General features: G+C 63.0%; 16 protein-coding genes. 12 read left to right on the top strand and 4 right to left on the bottom strand.

What is annotated here, in order from left to right:
- Positions 1-35: 35 nt before the first annotated feature.
- The 4 genes from ACFCW2_RS09950 to ACFCW2_RS09935 all read left to right on the top strand — a co-directional run bounded on the left by ACFCW2_RS09950 (position 36) and on the right by ACFCW2_RS09935 (position 5237).
- Positions 36-2201: a primosomal protein N' gene (locus tag ACFCW2_RS09950; protein WP_379546069.1), complete on the top strand. Its 2166-nt coding sequence runs from the start codon at positions 36-38 to the stop codon at positions 2199-2201.
- Between the two features lie 11 nt (positions 2202-2212).
- Positions 2213-2854, top strand: coding sequence for a glutathione S-transferase family protein (locus tag ACFCW2_RS09945; RefSeq protein WP_379546067.1), 642 nt, complete (start codon positions 2213-2215; stop codon positions 2852-2854).
- 86 nt (positions 2855-2940) lie between these two features.
- Complete coding sequence (locus tag ACFCW2_RS09940) at positions 2941-3600, top strand: hypothetical protein (RefSeq protein WP_379546065.1); 660 nt, start codon at positions 2941-2943, stop codon at positions 3598-3600.
- 68 nt (positions 3601-3668) lie between these two features.
- Positions 3669-5237 carry a cryptochrome/photolyase family protein gene (locus ACFCW2_RS09935; protein WP_379546063.1) on the top strand — a complete coding sequence of 523 codons (1569 nt, stop codon included), beginning with the start codon at positions 3669-3671 and terminating at the stop codon, positions 5235-5237.
- On the opposite strand, the gene ACFCW2_RS09930 is transcribed toward ACFCW2_RS09935, so the two are convergent.
- The 3 genes from ACFCW2_RS09930 to ada all read right to left on the bottom strand — a co-directional run bounded on the left by ACFCW2_RS09930 (position 5234) and on the right by ada (position 7511).
- Complete coding sequence (locus ACFCW2_RS09930; protein WP_379546061.1) at positions 5234-5980, bottom strand: isocitrate lyase/PEP mutase family protein; 747 nt, start codon at positions 5978-5980, stop codon at positions 5234-5236. The genes ACFCW2_RS09935 and ACFCW2_RS09930 overlap by 4 nt on opposite strands.
- A gap of 113 nt (positions 5981-6093) precedes the next feature.
- Positions 6094-6480, bottom strand: a complete 387-nt coding sequence (locus tag ACFCW2_RS09925; RefSeq protein WP_379546059.1) for a nuclear transport factor 2 family protein — start codon at positions 6478-6480, stop codon at positions 6094-6096.
- The gene (gene ada, locus ACFCW2_RS09920) at positions 6477-7511 is read right to left on the bottom strand and encodes a bifunctional DNA-binding transcriptional regulator/O6-methylguanine-DNA methyltransferase Ada (protein ID WP_379546057.1); all 1035 of its coding nucleotides are present in this window, start codon (positions 7509-7511) and stop codon (positions 6477-6479) included. Before ada ends, ACFCW2_RS09925 begins: the two co-directional genes overlap by 4 nt.
- 80 nt (positions 7512-7591) lie before the next feature.
- Here ada and ACFCW2_RS09915 point away from each other — a divergent pair, with 80 nt between their 5' ends.
- The gene (locus ACFCW2_RS09915) at positions 7592-9259 is read left to right on the top strand and encodes a trypsin-like peptidase domain-containing protein (RefSeq protein ID WP_379546055.1); all 1668 of its coding nucleotides are present in this window, start codon (positions 7592-7594) and stop codon (positions 9257-9259) included.
- Positions 9260-9529: 270 nt separating this feature from the next.
- Here the strand turns inward: ACFCW2_RS09915 and ACFCW2_RS09910 are convergent, their stop codons facing one another.
- A complete protein-coding gene (locus ACFCW2_RS09910) occupies positions 9530-10360 on the bottom strand; it encodes a TauD/TfdA dioxygenase family protein (RefSeq protein ID WP_379546053.1) in 831 nt (276 codons plus the stop codon).
- Between the two features lie 195 nt (positions 10361-10555).
- Here ACFCW2_RS09910 and ACFCW2_RS09905 point away from each other — a divergent pair, with 195 nt between their 5' ends.
- The 7 genes from ACFCW2_RS09905 to ACFCW2_RS09875 all read left to right on the top strand — a co-directional run bounded on the left by ACFCW2_RS09905 (position 10556) and on the right by ACFCW2_RS09875 (position 17255).
- On the top strand, positions 10556-11110 hold the full coding sequence (locus ACFCW2_RS09905) for a F0F1 ATP synthase subunit delta (protein ID WP_379546051.1): 555 nt from the start codon (positions 10556-10558) through the stop codon (positions 11108-11110).
- An 11-nt stretch (positions 11111-11121) separates the two neighbouring features.
- Positions 11122-12651 carry a F0F1 ATP synthase subunit alpha gene (gene atpA / locus ACFCW2_RS09900; RefSeq protein ID WP_379546049.1) on the top strand — a complete coding sequence of 510 codons (1530 nt, stop codon included), beginning with the start codon at positions 11122-11124 and terminating at the stop codon, positions 12649-12651.
- 122 nt (positions 12652-12773) lie between these two features.
- Complete coding sequence (locus tag ACFCW2_RS09895; protein WP_379546047.1) at positions 12774-13643, top strand: F0F1 ATP synthase subunit gamma; 870 nt, start codon at positions 12774-12776, stop codon at positions 13641-13643.
- 45 nt (positions 13644-13688) lie between these two features.
- Positions 13689-14048, top strand: a complete 360-nt coding sequence (locus ACFCW2_RS09890) for a hypothetical protein (protein ID WP_379546045.1) — start codon at positions 13689-13691, stop codon at positions 14046-14048.
- Between the two features lie 19 nt (positions 14049-14067).
- Positions 14068-15525 (top strand): F0F1 ATP synthase subunit beta, encoded by a 1458-nt coding sequence (gene atpD / locus ACFCW2_RS09885; protein WP_379546043.1) that lies wholly within the window; start codon positions 14068-14070, stop codon positions 15523-15525.
- A 144-nt stretch (positions 15526-15669) separates the two neighbouring features.
- Complete coding sequence (locus ACFCW2_RS09880; protein WP_379546041.1) at positions 15670-15939, top strand: ATP synthase F1 subunit epsilon; 270 nt, start codon at positions 15670-15672, stop codon at positions 15937-15939.
- The gene (locus ACFCW2_RS09875; RefSeq protein WP_379546039.1) at positions 15936-17255 is read left to right on the top strand and encodes an O-antigen ligase family protein; all 1320 of its coding nucleotides are present in this window, start codon (positions 15936-15938) and stop codon (positions 17253-17255) included. The genes ACFCW2_RS09880 and ACFCW2_RS09875 overlap by 4 nt, the downstream gene beginning before the upstream one ends.
- The last annotated feature ends 5 nt before the right edge of the window (positions 17256-17260 follow it).

Raw genomic sequence — 17260 nt, 5'->3', positions numbered from 1 at the left:
CCCCGCCGGTATGGCGGCCCTCATATGGCAAGCGCATGAACCGCGCCCGCCTCCTCGTCTTCAACGCCGCGCTTAATACGCTGGATTACCGCGTGCCGGAAGGGATGTCTGTGGTGCCCGGATCGGTCGTGGTCGCCCCGCTTGGCCCGCGCCAGATTGTCGGCATTGTATGGGAAGCGGAACGGCTGCCGTCCGAGCCGGTTCCGGATGCGAAATTGCGGCCGCTGCTGGAGGTTGTGCCGGTGCCGCCTCTGCGCACAGAACTGCGCCGCCTGATCGAGTGGACCGCCGATTATTACTGCGCCCCGATGAGCGCGGTGGCGCGCATGGTGCTGTCCAGCGGCGGGGCGATACGCGGGCCGGCCACCATGACCGAATACCGGCTGACCGGCGGAATGCCCGAACGGATGACTCCGCAGCGCGAACGCGCGATGGAACGGCTGGAGGGCGAGCAGGCCACTATCCGCGAACTGGCCGAGATGGCGGGTGTGAGCGACGGGGTTTTGCGCGGCCTCGTCAATCAGGGCGTGCTGGAGCCGGTGGTGGTGGATATCGACCGTCCCTACCCGCGCGCGCAGGCCGACCATGCCGAACCGATCCTCTCCGCCGACCAGACCGAAGTGGCAGACGAACTGGTCAAGGCGGTGGAGGCACAGGAATTTGCGCCCATCCTGCTCGACGGGGTGACCGGATCGGGCAAGACCGAAACCTATTTCGAGCCGATGGCCGCCGCCCTGCGCATGGACCGGCAAGTGCTGGTCCTGCTGCCGGAGATCGCCCTGACCGAGGCGTTTCTCCGCCGGTTCGAGGACCGCTTTGGGGCTGCTCCGATCGTGTGGCACTCCAGCCTCAAATCCACCGAGCGGCGGCGAGCCTGGCGGGCCATCGGATCGGGCGAGGCGCAAGTGGTGGTGGGCGCGCGCTCCGCCCTGTTCCTCCCCTACGCCAATTTGGGCCTGATCGTGGTGGACGAGGCGCACGAGATCAGCTTCAAACAAGACGACGGCGTGCGCTACAACGCCCGCGATGTAGCGGTGATGCGCGGGCACTTCGAAAAAATCCCGGTGGTGCTGGCCAGCGCCACGCCTGCGCTGGAAAGCCTGCAAATGGCCGAAAGCGGCACCTACCGGAAGCTGGAATTGCCCAGCCGTTTCGGCGGCGCGCAAATGCCCGATATCCAGCTGCTCGACCTGACGAGAGAACAGCCCGAGCGCGGCAAATGGCTCGCCCCGCGCCTCACCGAGCTTCTGACCGACCGGCTGGAAAAGGGCGAACAATCGCTGCTGTTCCTCAACAGGCGCGGCTATGCTCCGCTGACGCTATGCCGCAATTGCGGATACCGGTTTCAATGCCCCAATTGCAGCGCTTGGCTGGTCGAGCACCGTTTTACCCAGCGCCTCGCCTGCCACCACTGCGGCCACGACACCGCCCCGCCCGAAACCTGCCCCGATTGCGGGGAGCCCGATTGCATGGTCGCCTGCGGCCCGGGCGTGGAGCGGATCGCGGACGAGGTGAAAGAGTTGCTGCCCGAGGCGCGCGTGGCTCTGGTTACCAGCGACACACTGGGCAGCCCCGAACGCGCAGCAGAATTCGTCGCGCAGGCGGAGGGCGGCGCAATCGACATCATTGTCGGCACGCAATTGGTGACCAAGGGCTTCCACTTTCCCGAACTGACATTAGTGGGCGTGGTCGATGCCGATCTCGGACTGGAGGGCGGCGATCTGCGAGCCGCCGAGCGAACCTATCAGCAAGTCGCACAAGTTGCGGGCCGTGCCGGACGCGGGGCGAAGCCGGGCGAGGTTATCATCCAGACCCGCCACCCCGATGCGCCGGTTATAGCCGCGCTGGAGGCTGGCGACCGCGACGCATTCTACGCCGCCGAAACCGATGCCCGCCGCCATGCAGGGGCCCCGCCCTTTGGCCGCTGGGCCGCTATTATCGTGTCGAGCGAGGAAGAAATCGAAGCCCGTGATGCCGCCCGCATGATCGGCGACCGCCGGCCCAAACTGCCTGACATTTCCATCCTCGGCCCCGCGCCCGCCCCCATGGCACTGCTGCGGGGCCGCTACCGCTACCGCCTGCTCATCACCGCCCGCCGGTCCGCCAATCTGCAAGCAGCAATCCGCGACTGGCTCGGCCCGCTGGACTTCCCGCGCGGCGTGCGCGTAAGCGTCGACATCGACCCCTACAGTTTCGTCTAAAAGGAAATCCCATGACCCTGACCGTTCACCATCTCGGTATCTCCCAATCCGAACGCGTCGTCTGGCTGTGTGAGGAGCTTGGGATCGATTATGAGTTCAAGCGCTATGACCGCCGGGCCGACAACCGCCTCGCGCCCGACGAGCTGAAGGCGCTGCACCCTGCCGGCATGGCTCCGGTGATCCAAGACGGCGATCTGACATTGGCGGAGAGCGGCGCGATTTGCGAATATATCGACCGCAAATATGGTGCGGAAAAGCACTGCCCGCGCCCTGATAATCCCGACTTTGCCGACCATTTGTTCTGGTTCCATTACACCAACGGCACTTTCATGACGAACGGCATGATGCAGCTGATGCTGTCCATGGCCGATCCTCAGAACCCGATGCCCGGCGGCTTCGTGGCTGACCGCACAGCGAAGGCGTGGTCACAGGTCGAGCAGCGTCTTGGCGAAGCGGAGTTCTTTGGCGGATCGCAGCTGACGCTGGCGGATATCATGATGGTATATTGCCTGACCACCGCCCGCATGATGCGCGAGACAACGCTGGACGATGTGCCCAACACCAAGGCTTATCTCAAGCGGATCAGCGAGCGTCCGGCGTACCAGCGCATGTGGGCGAAGTGCGAGCCGGGCATGGAGCCGAACCTGACTTGATCGTCCTAACAGGCTTTGTCACTTGCCCCTATGGGTCGTTTCGCTAGCATCGCTGGCAGAACGACATATTCGGGGGAATTTCAGCAATGCCAATTGATCCAACGCGTTATCGCGCGCTTCTACCACTCACCGCGCTGGCGCTCGTCTTACCGGGCTGTTCGGCAGAACCTGTCGTGCTGGCCGAAGATGCTATCGAGGCAGCCAAGACCTGCTTCGCGGCCAAGGCTCTGGTGATGCGCGAGGGCAAGGGCGAGGACGACCCGATCACCTTCGACGAATATATGGAAACGCTGGAATATCCCTACGCCGCAGCCGCGCTGACCGAACCGTTCGACCTGGTCAATGCGGAGAAGGCGCTGGAGGGTATCGAGGCTGAGCTGGAGCGGGTCGGCGGGCTCGATTATGAAGGCGCGGTGGCGCTGTGCGATGCGCGGTTCGGCTTTGCGGAGGGCGGGAAGCCCGCCCTGCCCGAAGGCGATCTCGATGCGAAGCTCGCCTGCACTGCCGTGGGTGCGCTGGCCGGAGCCGAAGTCGAAGGCGGCAGCGAGGATCATGACACGCAGGCGGCCCGCTATTCGGCCCTCGCCGACCGGCTCGCCACCGATTTGGATACACAGCCCGAAATCATCGCTGCGAGCGAGGAAACGGTCGAAACGATGATGGAAGACCAGCTTGTCGTTGCACTCAAGCAAGGCCGCCCTCAGGCCTATCTGACCCAGTGCGAGGCGCGCTTTCCCGAAGCCTGAGCGAACCTCACCGCCGGTAAATTGAGAGGGGCGCGGCACCGGCTGCGCCCCTCATGCGTTGGGGCTCCATGAATGAAAGCCCGATCCTCGTCCCTATACTTGGCGACCAACTGACCCGTACCCTCCCCAGCCTTCGCGGGCGGACCAAGGACGACACGATCATCCTGATGATGGAGGTCTGGGACGAGGCAACCTACGTCAAACACCACAAGCAAAAGATCGTGCTGATCTTCTCCGCCATGCGCCACTTTGCCGCCGAGCTGGAGGACGCCGGGTGGAGCGTCGACTATGTGAAGCTGACGGACGACGACAACGCCGGCAGCTTCACCGGCGAAGTCGCCCGCGCGGTGGAACGCCATAGCCCACGCGCCATCCACGTGACCGAAGCGGGCGAATGGCGGGTGCAGCAGGCCATCGAGGAATGGCCGGACAAATTCGACTGCGATGTCGAGATCCTCGATGACGACCGTTTCGTCTGCGCACTCAGCGAATTCAACGAGTGGGCGGAGGGCCGCAAGACCTTGCGGATGGAGAACTTCTACCGCGAAATGCGCAAGAAGACCGGCCTGCTGATGACGGATGACGGGAAGCCGGAAGGTGGCGACTGGAATTACGACAGCGAGAACCGCAAGCCGCCCAAGGAAGGGCTCGACGTCCCGCCCCGCCCGCTGTTCGAACCCGACGATATCACGCAGGAATGCATCGCACTGGTGGAGGAGAAATTCTCCGACCATTTCGGCAGCATCGACAATTTCGGCTGGCCGGTGACGCGCGAACAGGCGGAGAAAGCCGCTGATGCCTTCTTTGCCGAGCGGATCGAAAAATTCGGCCCCTACCAGGACGCGATGGTCCACGGGTCGGATGACCTCTTTCACTCCATGCTCTCGACCAGCATCAATCTTGGCCTGCTCGATCCGCTGGAACTGTGCGAGCGGGCCGAGCAATCGCACAAAGACGGCAAGGCCCCCATTAACTCGGTCGAGGGCTTCATCCGGCAGCTGATCGGCTGGCGCGAATATGTGCGCGGGTTTTACTGGCGCTTCATGCCGGGGCTGGCGGAGGACAACGCGCTGGAGGCGACCCGCCCCCTGCCCGAATTTTACTGGACCGGCGAGACCGACATGCGCTGCCTGTCCGATTCAATTCGCTCCACGCATGACAACGCCCACGCCCACCACATCCAGCGGCTGATGGTGCTGGGCAATTTCGCACTGATTGCCGGGATCGAGCCCAAACCGGTGCAGGACTGGTATCTGGCGGTCTATGCCGACGCCTATGAATGGGTCGAACTGCCCAATGTCGCGGCAATGGTGCTCTATGCCGATGGCGGGAAACTGGCGACCAAGCCCTACGCCGCGAGCGGAAACTACATCAACAAAATGAGCAATTACTGCTCGGGCTGCAAATACTCGGTGTCGAAGAAAACCGGCGAAGGGGCGTGCCCTTTCAACGCCCTCTACTGGCACTTCATGGACCGCCACCGCGACCGACTGGAGAAAAACCCCCGCATCGGGCGGATCTACTCGAACTGGGACCGCATGGGCGAAGACCGGCAGGCGGAATATCTGGAAAGTGCCGAGGCGTTTCTCGACGGGCTGGAGCCGGCGCAGGACGGATGGGCGCGGGAAAAAAGCTAAGCCTCCAAGTGCGTTCGCGCTTCATCTGTCAGCATCTGCATCGCAGCCCGCCATGGGCCGGGACCATGGCTGATCCGCGCCACGCCCAGCGCACCCAAAGCAGCATTGCTGGCCATCCCGTCCAGCCGCATTATGTTCACCGGCAAGTCCACCGCATCGCAGAGGCTGCGTATCAAATCAGGATCGCTCAGGCCCGGTACAAACAAGCCGCCTGCTCCTGCATCCTTATAGTGTGCAGCTCGCTCGATGGCCTCCTCGACAAGTTCCTCGCGATTTGGGTCCTGTCCTGCCATCAGCGGCCCAAGGAACAGATCGGTGCGCGCATTCACGAAAAGGCCTGCATCAGACACGGCACGGATTCGGTCGCATTGTTCAGAAACCTCACGCAGTTCCTCGGTGCCGATAACTCGATCTTCGAGATTGCAACCAATGGCACCTGCATCGCGCAGCTGGACGGCGTTCTGCACGAGTCCTTCCAGATCGCTGGCATAGCCGGTTTCAATATCCACCGTCAGCGGTAGATCGATTGCACCTGCAATTTGCCGGACTGTCGTCAATAGCGCGTCGAACGGCATTTGCTCACCGTCATCAAAACCCTGTGCTCCGGCGAGAGAAAGACTACCGGTGGCGATCGCCTTCGCCCCCGCCTCGGCCACTGCGCGGGCGCTTCCCGCATCCCATATGTTGAACAGCACCAAGGGTTCGGCTGCCCTGTGATGCGCCGCGAAATCATCTCTGGTCATGTTGTCATTTTCCTTCGATTTTGAGCAATTCACTCAATCATTTGGTGCCAAACCAGTGGCAGTGTTGAGAGTCCGATTTGGCCTTCCGGCATCAGACAGATCACCTCCACCCACTAACCACCCAACGCCGCAAACAGCTTCGCGCCGACTCGGCTGTCCATATATTCGCGCATCACGGTGATCTTGCCGACCGCCACTTCGGCCACGACGCACAGCATCAGGTCGAGCTTTGATCCATCGGGCAACGTTCCGCGCACCGCGTGTTCTTCTACAAAGCCCGTTTCTGTCGCCGACCGGGCGATTTCTTCGTAGCGAAAGTCCGGCACAGCCTTCTTCACGGCTGCGGAGAATTTCAGCAGCGTATCGCGGTCCGCCCATGGGCCTCCGTTCTGGTTGCCTTTGAAATTGTCGGCGCAGCATTCGCGCGCCGCCTCCGTGTCCCCGGCTTCGAAGGCACCGAACAGTTTTATCGCCAGTTCGGTGCTGGTTGGTTCGCTCACGTCGCCTTCTCCCGCTTCAACAATTCGCTTTTGATATCCGTCCCGTAGGCATAGCCGCCCAGTCCGCCATCGGCGGCAATCACGCGGTGGCAGGGGATTAGCACGGCGATGTTGTTCGCGCCGTTTGCGCTGCCCACCGCGCGGCTGGCTTTGGGATTGCCGAGCATCGCGGCCTGCTGTCCATAGGATCGCGTTTCGCCCGGCGGAATGGCGCGCAAGGCCTGCCAGCAGCGCTGCTGGAATGCGGTCCCCTTTACGTCCAGCGGAATGTCTGCGCCTGTGTCGGGATGTTCGACCGCCGCTGTCACCTGTTCGAACAAGGCGCGGAAATCCTCGCCGCCATCGCGTAATTCGGCCTTGGGGAAGCGCGCCCGCAAGTCCTCCTCGCCTTCGTTGAAGCTGAGGCAGCACACGCCGATTTCGGTGGCCGCGACCAGCATCGGGCCCAGGCTGGTCTCGATCACCGACCAGTGGATTGTGCGGCCCTTCCCGCCGTCCTTCCAGTCGCTTGCGGTCATACCCATCTTGTCCTCCATCGCCGCGTAAAACCGGCTCGGCGCTTCATAGCCTGCATCGTAGATTGCGTCGCTGACCCGGTCGGCCTGCCCCAGCGCATCCTTCGCCCGCTCCTCGCGCAAGGCCCGTGAATAGGCCGCCGGGGACAGCCCAGTGGCGCGTTTGAACACGCGCTGGAAATGGCTGGGGGAATACGCGGTGAGATCGGCCAGCTCCTCCAGTGTCGGGCGGCCCTCGCTTGCCTTGATCGCGCTGATCGCCGTCAGAACCGCTGCCTCGTCCCGCGACACATCGTCGGGCAGGCATCGTTTGCAAGGCCGCAGGCCCGCCGCGCGAGCCTCCACTCCGCTGGTGAAAAAGCGGACATTCCGCCGCGCAGGATGCCGCGCGGCGCAGCTGGGGCGGCAGTAAATGCCGGTGGTCAGCACGCCGGTGACGAACCGCCCGTCATGGCTGCGGTCGCGCCGCATCACGGCGTCCCAGCGTTCGGCATCGAGAGAGGTCACTGTGTCCATGCAGGGTGCGATAGCCTTTCCCACGCCGTGCCGCATCCCGAACCTTGCGGTCAAACCCCGCGCGCGGCAAAGAATGCGCCATGATGCGCGCTCTCCTCCTGCTCCCGTCCCTATTATTGGCCCTGCTCGCGGCCCTGACGTTCGCGCCCCCCGCCCACGCGGAGCCCGCGGATATCGACGCGGCCGCGCGCGGCGTAGTGCGGGTGGTGATCCTGGAGCCTGCGACGCCCGCTCTAATGGATTTCGGACTGGAAGATGGCGACGAGGGGAGCGCCGCCGAGCCGCCCGCGCCCCGCCCCATCAGCCACGGCACTGGCTTTGCCGTCAGCCCCACGCAAATCGTCACCAACGCCCATGTCGTGATGCAGGCCCGGTCGGACGACCGCCTGCGGATCGGGATCGTGCCCGGCGACGGGGCGGAGAGCACTTATGCCCGGCTGGTGCAATTCAGCCCGCGCGCCGATCTGGCGCTGATCGAGATTACCGGCGATCTGCGCCTGCCGCCGCTCACGCTGGCTGGACAACGCCCCAGCGGCGGCGAAGCGACCGCTGTCGGCTATCCGATGAATGTCGACCGGGCGCAGGGTCTGGAAATCGGCGACATCATCCGCAGCCAGCCTGCGGTGAAGAGCCGGGGGTTCCTGTCCGGCGAGCGCCCCAGCCGCGAGTTCGACACGCTGCTGCACACAGCGCCCATTGCGCGGGGCAATTCGGGCGGGCCGTTGCTGGACGGATGCGGACGCGTGCTGGGCGTCAACAGCTTTGGCGCGGACAGCGAAGGCGCGGATGCGGAGTTCTATTTCGCCGTGTCGAACCGCGAACTGCTGCCGTTTCTGGAAGCCGCCGACATCACTCCGCGCGTCAATGCCGGTCCGTGCCGCAGTCTGGCCGAGCTGGATGCCGACGAACGCGAGCGGCTGGAGCGCGAGCAGGCCGCAGCGCAAGCCGAACTGGCAGGCCGCAGCGAAGCCCAGCGCGAGAAGCTGGCCCGCGCGCAATTGGAGGCAGAGCAATCGGTGCAGGCCGAGCGAGAGAACCGCATGGCGCTGGCGCTGGTCGCACTGCTGGCCGCGCTGGTCTGCGCCTTTATCGCCTGGCAACGCTGGTCGCGGGATCAGGCCGACGACGAGCCAGAGGATCTGGAGGGCGAGGAGGATGTCTACGCGCCCCCTGCCCGCGACGGCGTGATGATTGCGCTGGCGGTGGCATCGGTGGCGCTGGCGCTGGGCGCGGTGGCGCTGTTCCTGACGCGCCCCGGGCTCGATGCAATAGACCGGCGGGTGGCTGCTGTGATGGCGGAGCCGGAGGAAGACGGCGCGGCTGGCGAAGCGGAAATGGCAGGCACGTTGACCCTATCCTGTCGCCTGCAACCCGAACGCAGCCGGATTACCGGCGACCCAGCCCAGACGGTCGATTTCGAGTGGACGCCCGATGGCTGCGTCAATGGCCGCACGCAATATGGCTCTGCAGCAGGAGACTGGAGCCGTGTATTCGTGCCCAACGAGGAAGCGGTTGTCTCGATCAACCGCTACGCGCCCGACAGCCGGACCTACACGGTCGATCGCTACCTTCTGGGACGCACCGCCATGAGCGCGGCGCGGGAAGCCAGAGGCGCCTACACCCCGCCTTCGTGCGAAAGTGACGATGCCGCATCGAAGCTGGGCGATCTGCAAGGCGCGGTACTGAGCAAACTGCCCGACAGCCCGAACGAGCGGCTGGTTTATGCGTGCGAGGTTATTGGCAAGTGATCTAGGCAGTTGAGCGGCCACACTGGTCCACCCAGTCCCGACCATATCCTGACCTCTATTTCGTCATTGCGAGGAGCCGCAGGCGACGCTGCAATCCAGGGTTGGCGCCCGCGACTCTGGATTGCTTCGCTTCGCTCGCAATGACGAGAAATTGGGGGAAGTTGGACATTCTAACGGTCCGCCAAGACGGACCGCAAAGCGCGACCGCGCGTCGCGGCTACTGCCGCGCCCCCTCGGAGCGGCGGCGCAGCCGCTTAGCGTGAGAGCGAGCTACGCCGCCAGCGCCTCGCCCGACAGCGTGATCCGGTGCATCTCGCGGCGGTGGCCGGCATAGTCGTTGATTGCGTTGTGCCACGTCGTCCGGTTGTCCCAGATCGCCACCGTTCCCGGCTTCCATTGCAGGCGGCAGGTGTTGTCCGCCGCGAGCGCCGCGTCGAGCAGGCGTTGCAGCAGCGGCAGACTTTCCTCGCGCGTCTGGCCCACGAAATGGATGGTGAAACCGCCATTCACATAGAGCAGTTTGCGGCCCGTATGCGGGTGGCGGATCACCACGGGGTGCACCGCGCCGGTTTTCAGATCCTGACCGCGCAGGTTCTTCCCCATGTCGGTCTGCGCGTAGAGGCCACCCTCCTTGTACACATGGTCGGCAGTGTGGAAGGCTTCCAGCCCTTCGATCTCTTCCTTCAGATCATCGGGCAGCGCGTCATAGGCTGCGCCCATATGCGCCCATTCGGTGTCCCCGCCGCTGGGCGGCAGATCGCGCGCAACCAGCACCGATCCCATGGCCGGGATCTGGTCATAGGAATGATCTGTATGCCACGCGCCCCCGATATTGGTGGATTCGTCGGCTTCCTTCTTCACCAGAGCGATTTCGGGAAAGTCGGTGTTGAGCGGGAAGTAATTGTTCACATCGACCCCGCCCCAGCGATGACCGAATTCGATATGATCCTTCGGCGAAAAATCCTGATCGCGGAAAACGGCCACGCCGTGCTCGTAAATGGTCGCGCGGATCGCATCCATCACCTCGCCATCTGCCTCGGCCAACTGGATGCCGCTCACCTCGACGCCGCATTTCGCGCTCATGGGTGTCAGCTTCATCATCTCTCTCCTGCTACGTTCTTTTGCGTAAGCGTCTAATCCATTCGCCGCGAAACGGAAAGAGGATTGCCGCTCACCGCTTGCATCGCGGTGGGGTGGCTGCTAGGCGCGCGCCAGCTTTGCAAGGGTGCTGTTTCAGTGCCCTAGCGCCAAGCGCCCGCATTATTATCCCCCGCTCACCCGAGAGGACTTCGCCCAGTGGAGATTTCCGCCGGTATTCAGGCTAGCTTGCCAGGCCGTTACGCTTCTGCGCTGTTCGATCTGGCAGCAGAAGGCGGCGTGGTCACCGCCGTAGAGACCGATCTTGAAACGCTCGATTCTGCCCTTGCCGAATCGGGTGAATTGCAGGCCGTCACCAATAACCCCGAACTCAGCCGCGCCCAGCAGGGCGCTGCGATTGACGGTGTTGCCGGTGTGCTCGGCCTGTCGGACCTGACCAAGAATTTTCTCGGTGTGCTGGCGCAGAACCGCCGCTTGTCCGCCCTGCCCGGCATGATCCGCGCCTTCCGCGCGATTGCCGCTGCGCAGCGCGGCGAACTGACCGCCGAGGTTACCAGCGCCCACGCGCTGAGCGAAGAGCAGCTGGAAAAGCTGCGCCAGAAACTCACTGCCCGCGAGGGCCGGACCGTCAAGCTGTCGCACAGCGTCGATCCGGACCTTCTGGGCGGTCTCGTCGTTACATTGGGGTCGAAGCGCATTGACGGCTCGATCCGCACCCGTCTCAATTCTCTTGCAAATGCCATGAAGGCCTAAAGGACTAACCCATGGAAATCCGCGCCGCAGAAATCTCTAAGGTCATCAAGGACCAGATCGCCAATTTCGGCACCCAGGCCGAAGTCAGCGAAGTTGGCTCCGTTCTCTCGGTGGGTGATGGTATCGCCCGCATTCACGGCCTCGACAATGTGCAGGCTGGTGAGATGGTCGAGTTTGCCAACGGTGTGCAGGGCATGGCCCTGAACCTGGAAGCCGACAATGTCGGTGTCGTGATCTTCGGCTCCGACGCCGAGATTAAAGAAGGCGACAGCGTCAAGCGGACCGAAACGATTGTGGACGTTCCCGTCGGCAAGGCTCTGCTGGGCCGTGTGGTCGATGCCTTGGGCAACCCGATCGACGGCAAGGGCCCGATCGAAACGACCGAGCGCAGCCGCGTCGAAGTCAAAGCGCCGGGCATCATCCCGCGTAAATCGGTCGACGAGCCGGTGCAGTCGGGCCTGAAGGCCATCGACGCCCTCGTCCCTGTTGGCCGCGGCCAGCGCGAACTGATCATCGGTGACCGCCAGACGGGTAAGTCCGCAGTCGCCATCGACACCTTCATCAACCAGAAGGAAGCGCATCAGGGCGACGACGAAAAAGAAAAGCTCTACTGCATCTATGTCGCCGTCGGCCAGAAGCGCTCGACCGTGGCGCAGATCGTGAAGAGCCTCGAAGAGAACGGCGCGATGGAATACTCCATCGTTGTGGCCGCCACCGCTTCCGAGCCTGCACCGCTGCAGTACCTCGCGCCCTACACCGGCTGCGCGATGGGCGAATATTTCCGCGACAACGGCATGCACGCCGTGATCGTGTATGACGATCTTTCCAAGCAGGCCGTGGCTTACCGCCAGATGTCCCTGCTGCTGCGTCGTCCTCCGGGCCGTGAAGCCTATCCGGGTGACGTTTTCTATCTGCACTCTCGCCTGCTCGAGCGTGCCGCGAAAATGAATGACGAGAATGGCGGCGGCTCGCTGACCGCATTGCCGATCATCGAAACGCAGGCCGGTGACGTGTCGGCCTATATTCCGACCAACGTGATTTCGATCACCGACGGCCAGATTTTCCTCGAGACGGACCTGTTCTATCAGGGCATCCGTCCGGCCATTAACGTGGGCCTCTCGGTCTCCCGTGTGGGCGGTGCCGCCCAGACGAAGGCGATGAAGAAGGTCTCCGGTTCGATCAAGCTGGAGCTGGCTCAGTACCGCGAAATGGCGGCGTTTGCCCAGTTCGGCTCGGACCTCGATGCCTCGACCCAGAAACTGCTCAATCGCGGTGCGCGTCTGACGGAACTGCTGAAGCAGGCCCAGTTCAGCCCGATGCCGTTCGAAGAGCAGACCGTGTCGATCTTCGCCGGTACCAATGGCTATCTCGACGATATCGCCGTGGACCGCGTAAACGAATACGAAGCTGCCATGCTCAGCTTCATGCGCAACGAGCACAAGAGCGTGCTGGACGACATCCGCACGAGCAAGAAGTTCGAAGGCGACACCAAGGACGCAACGGTCAAGGCGCTCGACGCTTTTGCCAAGCAATTTGCGTAAGTAGAAAACACAGGAACCAACCTCCGTCATCCCCGCGAAAGCGGGGACCCAGAGCAAAGTAGCACACAGTTACCCTAGGTTCCCGCCTTCGCGGGAATGACGGACAGGAAGGAAACGGAAGAGTGGCTTCACTCAAGGAACTGAAAGATCGGATCGGGTCGGTTAAGTCGACCCAGAAGATCACCAAGGCCAAGCAGATGGTCGCCGCGGCGAAATTGCGCCGTGCGCAGGCTGCTGCCGAGGCTGCACGTCCCTATGCGGACCGGCTGGGTGACGTCATGGCGTCGATCGCTGGCAAGGTCAGCGGTGACAGCGCGCCCAAACTGCTCGCCGGAACCGGCAGTGACCAGCGTCACCTGCTGGTGGTGGTCAACACCGACAAGGGCCTGTGCGGCGGTCTCAACGCCAACATCGTCAAAGCTGCCAAGCTGAAGGCGAAGGACCTCCTCGCCGCCGGCAAGCAGGTCGAATTCTATCTCGTCGGCAAAAAAGGCCGCGCACCGATCAAGCGCGACTATGCCGACAAGATCACCGCAGGTTTCGACACCAGCACAGTCAAGCTGCCCGGGTTCGAAGAAGCCGAAGCGATTGCGACCGAGCTGCTGGAAATGTTCGAAGACGGGAAGTTCGATGTCGCGCATCTGGTGTACCCGACCTTCAAGTCGGCACTGGCGCAGGACCCGACGGTCGATCAGCTGATCCCCGTCCCCGCCCCCGAAACCGCTGCCGACAGCGATGCCGTGGTGGAATACGAGCCGGGCGAGGAAGAAATCCTCGAAGAACTACTTCCGCGCTATGTGAAGACGCAGGTTTTCGGCGCGCTGCTGGAGCGGGAAGCCTCCGAGCATGGTGCCTCCATGACCGCGATGGACAACGCCACCCGCAATGCGGGCGAACTGATCCAGTCGCTCAACATCGAATATAACCGCCGCCGTCAGGCCGCGATCACCACCGAACTGATTGAAATTATTGCTGGTGCGGAAGCACTGTAGCAACAACGAAAAGCTGGTGCGGAAGCACTGTAAGGAATTGAAAAAGTGAAGAAGTTTGCCATCATCCTGCCCGCAATCGCACTGCTCGCCGCATGCGGTGAAGAGCCCGCTGCCGAGCCGGAAGCCGTTGCGGCGCCAGAGCCGGTTGTCGAATTGCCCGCTCCGGACGAAGCGAAGTTTACCGAAGTATTCGCGGCAACATGCGAAGGCGCAGAACCCGTCAGCACCGCCATCTGCAAGAGCGCGCTGGGTTCCGAAACCGTCACGTGCGAATTTGGTCTCGGCGAAGACGAATATATGCGTCACGAAGCACCGCTGACGAAAAACGAAGAGGGCACCGACTGGGTCCTCGGCAACGCTGAAGCCATTTGCACCGAACACGGTGCCCACCACGTAGATTCTTGAGCCAGTAGGACACCACATCATGGCCACCGCACCCGTACTCAACCAAACCACCAATGGCACGATTGCCCAGGTCATCGGCGCTGTCGTTGACGTGCAGTTCCCCGGTGAACTGCCCGCAATTCTGACCGCGCTCGAAACGAAGAACGGCGACAACACGCTGGTTCTCGAAGTGGCGCAGCACCTTGGTGAAAACACCGTTCGTACCATCGCCATGGACGCCACCGAAGGCCTCGTGCGCGGCAGCGAAGTGATCAACACCGGCGCGCAGATCAGCGTGCCTGTCGGCCCGAAAACACTCGGCCGGATCATGAACGTCACCGGCGAAGCGATTGACGAGCGCGGCCCTGTGGGCGCGGACAAGTCCATGCCGATCCACGCAGAGGCCCCCGCCTTTGTCGACCAGTCGACTGAAGCGGCCATTCTGGTCACCGGCATCAAGGTGATCGACCTCCTCGCTCCTTACGCAAAGGGCGGCAAGATCGGCCTGTTCGGCGGTGCCGGCGTGGGCAAGACGGTTCTTATTCAGGAACTGATCAACAACATCGCGAAGGGTCACGGCGGCGTGTCCGTGTTCGCCGGCGTGGGTGAGCGTACCCGCGAAGGTAACGACCTTTATCACGAATTCCTCGACGCAGGCGTTATCGCCAAGAACGATGCTGGCGAAGCCATTTCCGATGGTTCGAAAGTGGCCCTCGTCTTCGGCCAGATGAACGAGCCTCCGGGCGCGCGTGCCCGCGTTGCTCTGTCGGGTCTGACCATGGCGGAATATTTCCGCGATGAAGAAGGCCAGGACGTTCTGTTCTTCGTCGACAACATCTTCCGCTTCACGCAGGCCGGTTCCGAAGTGTCCGCTCTGCTGGGTCGTATTCCTTCCGCAGTGGGCTATCAGCCGACCCTGTCGACCGACATGGGTAATCTGCAGGAGCGTATTACCTCCACCAACAAGGGCTCGATCACCTCGGTGCAGGCCATCTACGTTCCCGCAGATGACTTGACCGACCCTGCCCCTGCCACCTCGTTTGCCCATTTGGACGCAACCACCACGCTGAACCGCGCGATTTCGGAGCTGGGCATCTACCCGGCTGTTGACCCGCTCGATTCCACCAGCCGCGTGCTGGAGCCCCGCGTTGTTGGCCAAGAGCACTACGAAACGGCGCGTAAGGTTCAGGAAACTCTGCAGAAGTACAAGTCGCTGCAGGACATCATCGCCATTCTGGGCATGGACGAGCTGTCCGAAGAAGATAAGCTCACCGTCGCCCGTGCGCGCAAGATCCAGAAGTTCCTCAGCCAGCCATTCCACGTGGCCGAAGTCTTCACCAACATTCCGGGCGAGTTCGTCCAACTGGAAGACACCATCGCCAGCTTCAAGGCGGTTGTGGACGGCGAGTACGACCACCTGCCCGAAAGCGCCTTCTACATGGTCGGCGGCATCGATCAGGTCGTTGCCAAAGCCCAGAAGATGGCTGACGAAGCGTAATTGAACTCCCCTCCCCTCGGGGAGGGGTTGGGGGTGGGGGCACGGCCTCTTTAAGGTCGCCCACCCTCCCCGCTGCGACTAGCGAGCATGCTCGCAAGTCTCACTGCCCCTCCCGCGAGCGGGATGGGATAAGGTAAGAGAAACATGGCACTGCATTTCGAACTCGTCACACCGGCCAAGCAGGTCCGTTCCGAAGACGTCCACATGGTCGTCGTGCCCGGCGCGGAAGGTGATTTCGGCGTGCTGGAAGGCCACGCGCCCTTCATGTCCGTGATCCGCGACGGCGCTGTGCAGGTCTACAAGACCGAAGGCAGCGCGCCCGAGGAAATCGAAGTGCGCGGCGGCTTTGCCGAGGTTGGCGATAACGGGCTGACGGTTCTGGCCGAGCATGCCACGGACGCTGCTGGCGAATGACGGGCGATCAGCGGGGATCGCCAGGCGCCAGCCTGAATACCCCGCACTTTGACCACTCCGGCAAGGGTGCCGATGGTCTCTCCCTCACTGCGAAGATCGCCCTCGCGCTGGTTGCCCTTTGTGCACCGGTGTTCGCAGCGCTGACCTTCGAACTCGATTTCACGATGAACCCAACCCGCAGCCTTTCGCTGCCGGTGCTGGCCATCGAACTCGCCCTGATCGTCATCGCGCGGATTGATGGGTTCCGGTTCGTGCCCGCGCTACGGGCAATGCCGCGCGGGGTTCTGATAGCTCTGAGCGTCTGGGCGGTCGGCGGAACACTGGCGAGCGTCATGGCGGCCAACCCTTCTCCTGCGCGGATATTCTTCGCCTTCTCCCTTCTGCATGTGCTGCTGGCAATTGCCCTGTGGGACCGATTTTCGAGCAGCTGGAAAGCGCAACGCCGCGTCTTCCTCGCAGCTTTGACCGGCAGCCTGCTGGTCTATGTCGCCATCACGCAGGTGGTGACAGCAGTGCTCTACACCAGCACGGTTTTCAACTGGGACCAGTTCGGCGTCGGCGTCGTCAATATCCGCCATCTGGGCTTTTACGGCGTGGCATTGGCAGGCCTCGGCATGGGATATGTCGCCAGCCGCCAGATGCAAGGCCGCTGGTGGCCCGGCCTGCTGGTGGCGGCGACCGGTTTCTATTTCGTCGCATGGACCGGCGGGCGCTCGCCTTTTCTCTCGGTCTTCGTCACGCTGTTTCTGCTGGTCGCCATCATGGGGCCGGGCGCGCGTCTAAAGGTCACCGGGGCGCTTCTGGCTGTGGCTGCGCTGGTGATGCCCGTCTCGCTGGTGACCGCCCCGCCCAACCCGCTTTACGGGCTGGAGAGCATCATCGGGCGCGTGACACCCGAAGCCGAAGCTCCCCCGGACCAGAATTCGGTCAGCCACCGCACGGAGATCTGGGCCGATACGCTGGAGAAAGTAATTGAGCGCCCGGTCATCGGCCACGGCCAGTCCAACTGGAGCAAGCAGGTGGAATCCTCGCGCGGCCAGCACGCCCATCCGCACAATCTGGTGATGCAGGTGCTGTATGATTGGGGGCTTGTCGGCGCGCTCGCATTGCTGGCGCTCGGTCTGATGGCGCTGTGGCGCGTGCCCCGCTGGATTGCCCATCGGCGTGATCTCGCTTTGCCCGCAATAGGCGGGATTGCCTGCCTGCTGGTCATGTCGATGGCGGACGGCCCGTTCTTCTTCGCCTTCCCGCAATTCGTGGTGGCGGTGTGTGTGGCGGTGCTGGCGTCTCTCGACTTGGAGGCAGAGCGCGGATAATCTCG

The organism is Qipengyuania algicola (assembly GCF_042492175.1).
In the GTDB taxonomy this organism is placed as follows: domain Bacteria; phylum Pseudomonadota; class Alphaproteobacteria; order Sphingomonadales; family Sphingomonadaceae; genus CAJXSN01.
Note: the sequence above shows the minus strand (reverse complement) of the source record. Positions and strands in the feature narration are given on the sequence as shown.

Coding starts and splice junctions, on each gene's coding strand:
- ACFCW2_RS09930 (WP_379546061.1), bottom strand. CDS start 5,980: ATGACCAGAGATGATTTCGCGGCGCATCACAGGGCAGCCGAACCCTTG.
- atpA (WP_379546049.1), top strand. CDS start 11,122: ATGGAAATCCGCGCCGCAGAAATCTCTAAGGTCATCAAGGACCAGATC.
- ACFCW2_RS09935 (WP_379546063.1), top strand. CDS start 3,669: ATGAATGAAAGCCCGATCCTCGTCCCTATACTTGGCGACCAACTGACC.
- ada (WP_379546057.1), bottom strand. CDS start 7,511: ATGGACACAGTGACCTCTCTCGATGCCGAACGCTGGGACGCCGTGATG.
- ACFCW2_RS09945 (WP_379546067.1), top strand. CDS start 2,213: ATGACCCTGACCGTTCACCATCTCGGTATCTCCCAATCCGAACGCGTC.
- ACFCW2_RS09875 (WP_379546039.1), top strand. CDS start 15,936: ATGACGGGCGATCAGCGGGGATCGCCAGGCGCCAGCCTGAATACCCCG.
- ACFCW2_RS09950 (WP_379546069.1), top strand. CDS start 36: ATGAACCGCGCCCGCCTCCTCGTCTTCAACGCCGCGCTTAATACGCTG.
- ACFCW2_RS09915 (WP_379546055.1), top strand. CDS start 7,592: ATGATGCGCGCTCTCCTCCTGCTCCCGTCCCTATTATTGGCCCTGCTC.
- ACFCW2_RS09940 (WP_379546065.1), top strand. CDS start 2,941: ATGCCAATTGATCCAACGCGTTATCGCGCGCTTCTACCACTCACCGCG.
- ACFCW2_RS09880 (WP_379546041.1), top strand. CDS start 15,670: ATGGCACTGCATTTCGAACTCGTCACACCGGCCAAGCAGGTCCGTTCC.
- atpD (WP_379546043.1), top strand. CDS start 14,068: ATGGCCACCGCACCCGTACTCAACCAAACCACCAATGGCACGATTGCC.
- ACFCW2_RS09910 (WP_379546053.1), bottom strand. CDS start 10,360: ATGATGAAGCTGACACCCATGAGCGCGAAATGCGGCGTCGAGGTGAGC.